8 protein-coding genes and 4 pseudogenes are annotated in these 7,094 nt (G+C 59.4%); 9 read left to right on the plus strand and 3 right to left on the minus strand.

Going from position 1 to position 7,094, the window contains the following annotated elements; genetic code table 11:
* From AU381_RS19900 to AU381_RS19905, 4 genes and pseudogenes are all read left to right on the plus strand, one after another.
* The coding region (locus AU381_RS19900; RefSeq protein ID WP_174552538.1) for a transposase at window positions 1–448 on the plus strand (448 nt) is incomplete at both ends.
* Between the two features lies 1 nt (window position 449).
* A pseudogene (locus AU381_RS29845) lies at window positions 450–584 on the plus strand (IS256 family transposase); the annotation flags it as partial.
* Between the two features lie 12 nt (window positions 585–596).
* Window positions 597–740, plus strand: coding sequence for a hypothetical protein (locus AU381_RS29850; protein WP_014857710.1), 144 nt, complete (start codon window positions 597–599; stop codon window positions 738–740).
* Window positions 741–1,002: 262 nt separating this feature from the next.
* Window positions 1,003–1,512 (plus strand): transposase, encoded by a 510-nt coding sequence (locus AU381_RS19905; protein ID WP_369983698.1) that lies wholly within the window; start codon window positions 1,003–1,005, stop codon window positions 1,510–1,512.
* A 540-nt stretch (window positions 1,513–2,052) separates the two neighbouring features.
* On the opposite strand, the pseudogene AU381_RS28815 reads toward AU381_RS19905, so the two are convergent.
* Window positions 2,053–2,773: pseudogene (locus AU381_RS28815) on the minus strand (hypothetical protein).
* A gap of 255 nt (window positions 2,774–3,028) precedes the next feature.
* On the opposite strand from AU381_RS28815, the gene AU381_RS28820 reads away from it, so the two are divergent.
* Together AU381_RS28820 and AU381_RS30345 are read left to right on the plus strand one after the other, a co-directional pair.
* Window positions 3,029–3,379: a hypothetical protein gene (locus AU381_RS28820; protein WP_014857707.1), complete on the plus strand. Its 351-nt coding sequence runs from the start codon at window positions 3,029–3,031 to the stop codon at window positions 3,377–3,379.
* A 443-nt stretch (window positions 3,380–3,822) separates the two neighbouring features.
* The gene (locus AU381_RS30345) at window positions 3,823–3,996 is read left to right on the plus strand and encodes a hypothetical protein (protein WP_014857706.1); all 174 of its coding nucleotides are present in this window, start codon (window positions 3,823–3,825) and stop codon (window positions 3,994–3,996) included.
* A gap of 296 nt (window positions 3,997–4,292) precedes the next feature.
* Here AU381_RS30345 and AU381_RS30800 read toward each other — a convergent pair.
* A pseudogene (locus AU381_RS30800) lies at window positions 4,293–4,448 on the minus strand (DUF1515 family protein); the annotation flags it as partial.
* Between the two features lie 6 nt (window positions 4,449–4,454).
* Window positions 4,455–4,601 (minus strand): annotated as a pseudogene (locus AU381_RS30805) (transposase); the annotation flags it as partial.
* A 296-nt stretch (window positions 4,602–4,897) separates the two neighbouring features.
* Here AU381_RS30805 and AU381_RS19925 point away from each other — a divergent pair.
* From AU381_RS19925 to AU381_RS19935, 3 genes are all read left to right on the plus strand, one after another.
* Window positions 4,898–5,245, plus strand: a complete 348-nt coding sequence (locus AU381_RS19925) for an OsmC family peroxiredoxin (protein WP_307726158.1) — start codon at window positions 4,898–4,900, stop codon at window positions 5,243–5,245.
* Window positions 5,242–5,937, plus strand: a complete 696-nt coding sequence (locus tag AU381_RS19930; protein ID WP_015633569.1) for a VIT1/CCC1 transporter family protein — start codon at window positions 5,242–5,244, stop codon at window positions 5,935–5,937. Before AU381_RS19925 ends, AU381_RS19930 begins: the two co-directional genes overlap by 4 nt.
* An 86-nt stretch (window positions 5,938–6,023) precedes the next feature.
* On the plus strand, window positions 6,024–6,413 hold the full coding sequence (locus AU381_RS19935) for a DUF302 domain-containing protein (protein WP_015633568.1): 390 nt from the start codon (window positions 6,024–6,026) through the stop codon (window positions 6,411–6,413).
* Window positions 6,414–7,094: the final 681 nt, after the last annotated feature.

Here is a 7,094-nt window from a genome sequence, read left to right on the forward strand (position 1 = left end):
GCTTCCGCATAGCTCCGCCGACGATTGGTTCTTCAACAGCCCCCGGGTTCATTTCATGCGCAATGTGCTGGCGCATGCCGGCAAGAGCGGCCGCCGTGTCGTCTCCGCCTTCATCGCCACCGCCTTCGCCCAGGAGACGCCGCAAGCCGCGAGCACACAATGGCGCGCCGTCGCCGATCAGATCCGGCCGAAGGTGCCCAAGCTCGCCGCCATCATGGATGACGCCGAGCCCGACGTGCTGGCCTACATGACCTTCCCCAGAGAGCATCGCGCCAAGCTGCACTCGACAAATCCGATCGAGCGGCTCAACGGTGAGATCAAGCGGCGGACCGAGGTCGTCGGCATCTTCCCCAACGATGACGCCATTCTCCGCCTCGTCGGCGCGCTCCTGCTCGAGCAAAACGACGAATGGGCCGTCCAGCGCGCCAGATACATGACTCTGGAAACCNCTCCGCCTCGTCGGCGCGCTCCTGCTCGAGCAAAACGACGAATGGGCCGTCCAGCGCGCCAGATACATGACTCTGGAAACCATCAGCCAGATGAGCGATGATCCGCTCATCAGCCTGCCCGCCGTGGCGCGCTGATCATCCCGGCCTATGCCGGAGAGCACGGCGACCAATGCCGTCTGCTACACCACCTCACGGGACACGATCGACAACTCGGCCCGGCGCCATATTTCGCGCAGCGAGACGGGTTACGACCTCTGTACCACGTGCGACATCGAGCACCGCTTCTCCTGATTTTGGCTGCGCACGAGCAATGAGGTCCGCGGCCCATAGGGAAGTTATCGCGGGCACGAGATTGCGCTCGTACAACTCGGCCGCGCTCCCATCGAGTTGCCAATGTTCCTCGCCGTCTGCCGTTACGACTCTCCACGGGTGGATGACCGCCCAACATGCTGGGAAATGCCTAAAGTACCGCGCGGGCCGGAGGCTGGCTGGGCCGACGACGCGGCGCACTTACGCGGGGCGCATCCGCGAGCTGATTGCAGGCTATTCGACCTTGGAAGCGATCGCTACGGCGCTGCCGAAGGTGCGCGACGCGCTTGTGCATGAATTTGCAGGTTTTGAGCGCAAGCTGCGGGCCATCGCCCGCCAGGACGACAACGCACGGCGGCTGATGACGACGCCAGGCGTTGGCGTCCTGGTGGCGCTGACGTTTGTGGCGGCCGTCGACGCGCCGGAGCGATTCCGCTCGTCACGCGCGGTGGGGCCGCACTTCGGATTGACGCCGAAGAAATATCAATCGGGCGAGACCGATCATAGCGGTCGCATTTCGAAGATCGGCGATGGGAGCTTGCGCACCGGGCTCTACGAGGCGGCCAACGTGATCCTGACGCGACCGGTCAAAGGTTCCGATCTGAAGGGCTGGGCGTTGGCGGTCGCCAGACGTGCCGGTCCCAGAAAGGCGCGTGTCGCGCTGGCCCGCAAGCTGGCGGTGGTGTTGCATTGCATGCTCAGGGACAGAACCAACTTCGTTCCTCGTAAGGTAGCGCCAGCCCTGACGGCTTGATGGCAGGAGACGACAAGACAGGCTTTCGGACGGGCACAGCCATCAGCCCTCCGCAGCAAGGTCCCTTCGCCGGGACGATGGATGGGTTAGGCCGCTATGCGATCAGCAGCACGCGGTGACTGCGCCTCTAAAGATTGGCCAACCGGTCCTCAGCAGACCCCATAGAGCAGCGGCTTGAGCTCCGACTGCGGACAGAAGCAAGCACTCGGCGAGGGATTAAGCTCACAAGGGATTGACGCAAAGCCCGTTACAGAAGATTGCATAATGTATCGAGTGGAATGCCCTGAACGGTAAAGGCTAGGCGCGGTTTTTGGCGGCGACAATCGCCTCTGCCTGTATCACACAGAGCTCGATTTCTTATTTCGTCATGCCATTGGCTGCATTGGCGAAGCGTTCGACCAAGGCGGGCCAGATGCGGATCATGCGAAGTGCCGACGGTCAATCCTAAGAGCCAGTTAGGCGAAGTCCCCAAAGCATCGGCGATTCTCACAAGCGTGGCCAAGTCTGGCTCTCTGCGCGGAAGCGGGAAAAAGCTGGGGGTTAGTATGCGAGGTCGAGCTGTTTGAGACGGCCGTCCGCGACGGCGGCTCGGACTTGAAGAACCCGATGAGCGCCGATCGGGTCCAACGCATTTGCCGCTTCTGGTCCAACGCATTTGCCGCTTCTTATTCATACAGGCATTGACGAGGCTGTTGGCGGCACTTTCGGCCGGTGAACTGGATATCGGCTGACCGGACCAGTATCGCCGACAGTAGTTGACGATCGAAGCTGCGTTCTGCCCCAGGTAGGTGCCAAGATTGTTGATCAGCTCGTATATTCGTCTGATTGCGCGCGCATCGCTGCGCGAACGATATCGTGTTTGCCGGTAGCGATATTCGGCGCACCGGCAAACTGACGCGGTGCTCAGCCTTGCGCAACAACGCGTCCCATCGCGATCTCGAATGCCGGCTTTGATAGCCGGGAACCGCGCGAATATAGGCGTTATCAATGAAAACGGAAATGGGAGACTTGCCGGCGCGACTGATACGATAGGGGCCTGCGACGTCCCACTTTTCGATCTGATCGGCAACCGATGATTATGAGGCCGCGTTGCCGGCACAAGGATATCAAGTACACGGGCTGCTTCTCGAAATTGGATCTCCTTGGCCCCTTCCAGGGAGAGGCCAAAATCGTTGAGACGGGCCCCATCGAGAGACCGGCCGACGTTGGCAGTTTCGCAACGCTGCGACACGCCGTCAATGCCAACAAGGTCGACCGAGATAAGTGCGACGCCAACGGATGTCCTTCAGAAAAGGCACCTGCTTACCCGAAATTTCTTACCCCCACCTTTTTCCCGCTCCCATGCGCTCAGTCCCTTGGTTGCCACGGCGTCGGCATTGCGGAAAAGTTGCGAGCTCCGGCAACCTACTACCGGGAGCCTATGGAACATGGGAAACATAGCGCGCATTATTGCCAGCGATTGCATGGAGGCTGGCCCGCGCTTTAGCGCCTGCCTCCCCATGCGAAGGAGGACCGCATGTCTTCCAGAAATCCAGATCAATATCTAGACTCCGAAGACATCAGCCTTTTGGTGGAAATACTAAAAGCCGCTGGTTATTCCGAAGCAAAAGAGAAAGATGAACGCGGCGAAAAGCTTGCTGCGGCGCGTTTCCTGACGGATGCTATTCAGCGGGGCGTCCTGACCAAGGCGCAACTGACCGCCGCTCTTCGTAAGCGAGGCGACGCGCCAGGCGGACAAAATCAGACTCCTGCCCAAACCAAAACGGAAGCCATCAATCGGTGGGAGAATGAAGGTGGCGCAATCGCACGGTCACCTTTTGAGCATTCCTCGAAGCCCGATATGGCGCGCACCCCGCTTTCTTCATAGGAGGTGTCAGTGCACGTACCGCCCAAACTCCCAATCCAACATCTTGGTCCCCACGATCTTGCTTTGATACGAAGGGTCTTCGAAACGGCCCGCGCCAAGGCTCGCATTCCACGTCTCAGTAGACACGCCGACCGACTAGCAAGCTTCATCGCCGATGAGTATCGGTTTGGGAACACGGATGAAGCCTCCCTTCTCGAATGCGCTCTGTGGTTCGGTACCGCCCGCATTCCATCAGCACTAGGGGAAGCTTCGATCGCCGACACCCAAGTTGCAGCGACACGACATGGCAGAGATCGGGCAGGCCTGCGGAAAACCGGCGTGCCCAAAAGCCAAGGCTAGATACGCGCTCGAACATGCGCCACCGCCCCACCCAGCTAGCGGCCGGATTGGCGATACCGCCGCTTAGGACGCTGCGATCGAGCTTTACCACGCAGGTGAAGAGAATGTTCAAAGTCTTTATAGCGAGGGCGAACATCGAGAAGTTCAATGAGCTGATTTCGAAGGAGAACGATCCTGAGAAGAAAGCTTTACTCAAGGAATTGTTGACACGGGAAGAAGACAAATTGGCTGCAGCCCTTATTGCAATTTCGCAAACCGGGACCGCTGATGAGGCCTAAGCTACCTGCTCTGGAGATCCGGGCGCGCTCCTGTGCATACGTTAGAACAGTGTCTTTCCCTCGCGGCTGCAATCGTGCATTGTTCGCACCGAGAGGAGGCACTCATGTCTTACGATTGGGAAGGAGGCCGACGGCAGCGGTATAAGAGTGCACGGCTCTGGCTTTTAATTGCCTTGACAGCTTGGCTGATTGCCCTCGCCTTAGCGCCATAGGCTGCATTTTTCACGGCATGGAGTTGTATCGTTCATCCATGAACTAGCTCCTCATTCCTGCTGGTTGGCGGCTGAGTCTCCTGTTCAGCCCTTCCCAATGATCACGAACACGATCCGCCTGATGACCTCGGCGAAGCTTACCCAGAGCGCCATAGCTGCAATGCCAGTAACACCAAGCGCACCGATTCCCATCAGCTTCCACCGTTTCACGTCATCGGTCACCGGCTTCATCTCCGCGACGTTGGCGTCGAAACTTCGGGCGGCCCGCTTTCGCAGTAACGTCTTGAGTTTGGAGAAGGGCATTTCGATCGGGTTGAGATCGGGTGAATAGGGCGGCAGGAACAAATGCCACGCGCCCTGCGCTTTGACCAGTTCCTCGGCTCGTTCGCTTTTATTTCGGGGCGAGTTGCGTTTCGATCCAAGAGCGATAACAAATCCGATAATCGTCGCGCGTAGGCGGGTATTCAGCAAAATTGCCTCAGGATAGCTTTACATAACGATTTCTCGCTCGCGATCTCCCAGATCGGAACGGCTCCCAACGCGATCACTGCTCTCCCTTGATGCTGGTCAAACGGGATGATTGGTGAGGTGATAGGATGTTTCATGGATGTCCGGCAGATTAATCCGGTTGGGAGGACTCGCGATGCCCGAATACAGGGTTTCGGCACAACGGATCGATCCCAGGAAAAGTGTGGCGCGCGGCGATCAGGCAGGGAACCGGCCTTTCCCGCCCTACCGGCGCCTTAAATCGGGCCGAGCTGCTGCTCGCGCCAACCGCGACCTGGATGATCAAGGGGATCGAACGTGTCATGCCCATCCTCGCTTCCTCTCTCGATGGTGTCGACGTGATCCTGCATGCCGTTCGACAAGACGAACCGCCGGGTATCGTCTCCGTCGATTACGAACTCGCGGTCGATACCGATGAAACGGACCAGCGTCTTGAACTGCTGCACAAGAATGTACGTAAATGCGGCACGATCTCGAAGAACGTCGCTCTCACCGCCCGCCTCGATGGCGTCATCCGGAGAAAGTCATGAGGAGTCTTCAGCGCGAAACTCATCTCGTGTCCCGGATCGGATGGCTGCGGGCCGCAGTCCTCGGAGCGAATGACGGCATCGTCTCGACGGCGAGCCTGATCGTCGGCGTTGCCGCGTCGGCGGCGGGAAGTTCCGAGATCCTGATCGCCGGTGTTGCCGGGCTGGTGGCCGGTGCGATGTCGATGGCGGCGGGGGAATATGTTTCGGTCAGCTCGCAGGCGGATACCGAGCAGGCCGACCTCGCACGCGAACGGCGGGAGCTCGAGAGCCAGCCCGATGCGGAGCGTGAGGAACTGGCGCAGCTTTATGCCAAGCGCGGGGTCGATATCGCCTTGGCCCGACGCGTCGCCGAGAAATTGATGCAGAAGGACGCGCTCGAAGCGCATGCACGCGACGAGCTCGGCATTTCCGAAATTTCCACCGCAAGACCGATCGTTGCCGCCCTGACGTCGGCTCTGACTTTTGCTGTCGGTGCGATGATGCCACTCGCCATGGTGTGGCTGGCGCCGGCGAACCAGCTCGTGCTGCTCGTCTCTGCAGCGTCGCTGCTGTTCCTCTCCCTGCTCGGTGCAATCGGTGCCAAGGCTGGTGGAGCGAACGTGCTGAAAGCCACGATCCGTGTCACCTTCTGGGGTGCCTTTGCCATGGCGCTGACGGCAGGCATAGGCGCCTTGGTCGGAACCGCCGTCTAGACGCGCTGCGGACAGATTAAGTGCTTCGGTGTGGGCCCACACCGGCAACAAGGATCGGCAGGTGCCGGTCGCATTGGAGACAGACAATGACCTACACGCTCGACAAAACGACCAACGACATGCCCTTCGACGAGGTGGTGGCGGCAACAAAGACGGCTCTCTTGGCCAAGGGGTTCGGTGTGCTGACTGAAATCGACGTCCGAGCGACGATGAAGAAGAAGCTCGACATCGATGTTGCGGACTATCTCATTCTGGGAGCGTGCAACCCGAAGATGGCTCTCGAGGCTATGAAGATCGAACCAAAGGTCGGCGCCATGCTGCCCTGCAATGTGATTGTACGATCGCTGGGAAGTGGCACAATCATGGTCAGCGCCATCGATCCCGTTGCCTCCATGCAGGCGATCGACAACCAGGAACTCAAGAAGGTCGCCGGGCAGGTTCGGTCTCTTCTTGAAGAGGCGGTCGCAAGCATCTGAGGAGGTTGGTTATTAACGCGGCCGCAGGTGCCGTACCGGATGATTGTCTCGGGGAAAGGGGGCGGGCCGAAGCTGGCTGCGGCGCGCTTCCTGAACGATGCTATTCAGCGGAGCGTCTTGACCAGGGCGCAGCTAACCGCCGCTCTTCGTAAACGAGGCGACGCGCCAGGCGGACAAAATCAGACTTCAGCACAAACAAAAATGCAAAACATCAATCGATGGGAGAATGAAGGCGGCGCAATCGCACGCCAACCGCCCAAATGCAGTCCAACATCTTGGTCCGCGTGATCTCGCTTTAATACGGAGGGACTTCGAAGCGGCCTGCTCCAAAACTCGCACTCCCCGTCGCAATCGAGACGCCGACCGACTAGCAAAGTTCATCACTGATGAATTCCGGTTCGGAACAAGGATGAAGCCGCTCTTCTGGAAGGCGCTATCAAGATCTTGATGATCCATCCTATGTGCATCAGTTGTTCGAGATGCAACGACGACCAGACGGAGGACTGCGATAACCCCGTCCCCACGCCCTCCGCAGTCTTCTGTCGGCGGGATTCCCGCGCGACCGTTCTCTCCGGCTCGACCGAAATCTCGCCCGCGATAGAGACGACACCGGCACCACGGGCGCGCAAGAAGCCAAGTATCGTGACGATCGAGCTTGGCCGCGGCCGGCGCATTCGAGTG

Source organism: Sinorhizobium glycinis (genome assembly GCF_001651865.1).
GTDB classification, from domain to species: Bacteria; Pseudomonadota; Alphaproteobacteria; order Rhizobiales; family Rhizobiaceae; genus Sinorhizobium; species Sinorhizobium glycinis.

What these genes read in the sequence shown, in the direction of transcription:
- AU381_RS19935 (WP_015633568.1), top strand. Translation starts at nt 6,024, where the DNA reads ATGACCTACACGCTCGACAAAACGACCAACGACATGCCCTTCGACGAG.
- AU381_RS28820 (WP_014857707.1), top strand. Translation starts at nt 3,029, where the DNA reads ATGTCTTCCAGAAATCCAGATCAATATCTAGACTCCGAAGACATCAGC.
- AU381_RS19930 (WP_015633569.1), top strand. Translation starts at nt 5,242, where the DNA reads ATGAGGAGTCTTCAGCGCGAAACTCATCTCGTGTCCCGGATCGGATGG.
- AU381_RS29850 (WP_014857710.1), top strand. Translation starts at nt 597, where the DNA reads ATGCCGGAGAGCACGGCGACCAATGCCGTCTGCTACACCACCTCACGG.
- AU381_RS30345 (WP_014857706.1), top strand. Translation starts at nt 3,823, where the DNA reads ATGTTCAAAGTCTTTATAGCGAGGGCGAACATCGAGAAGTTCAATGAG.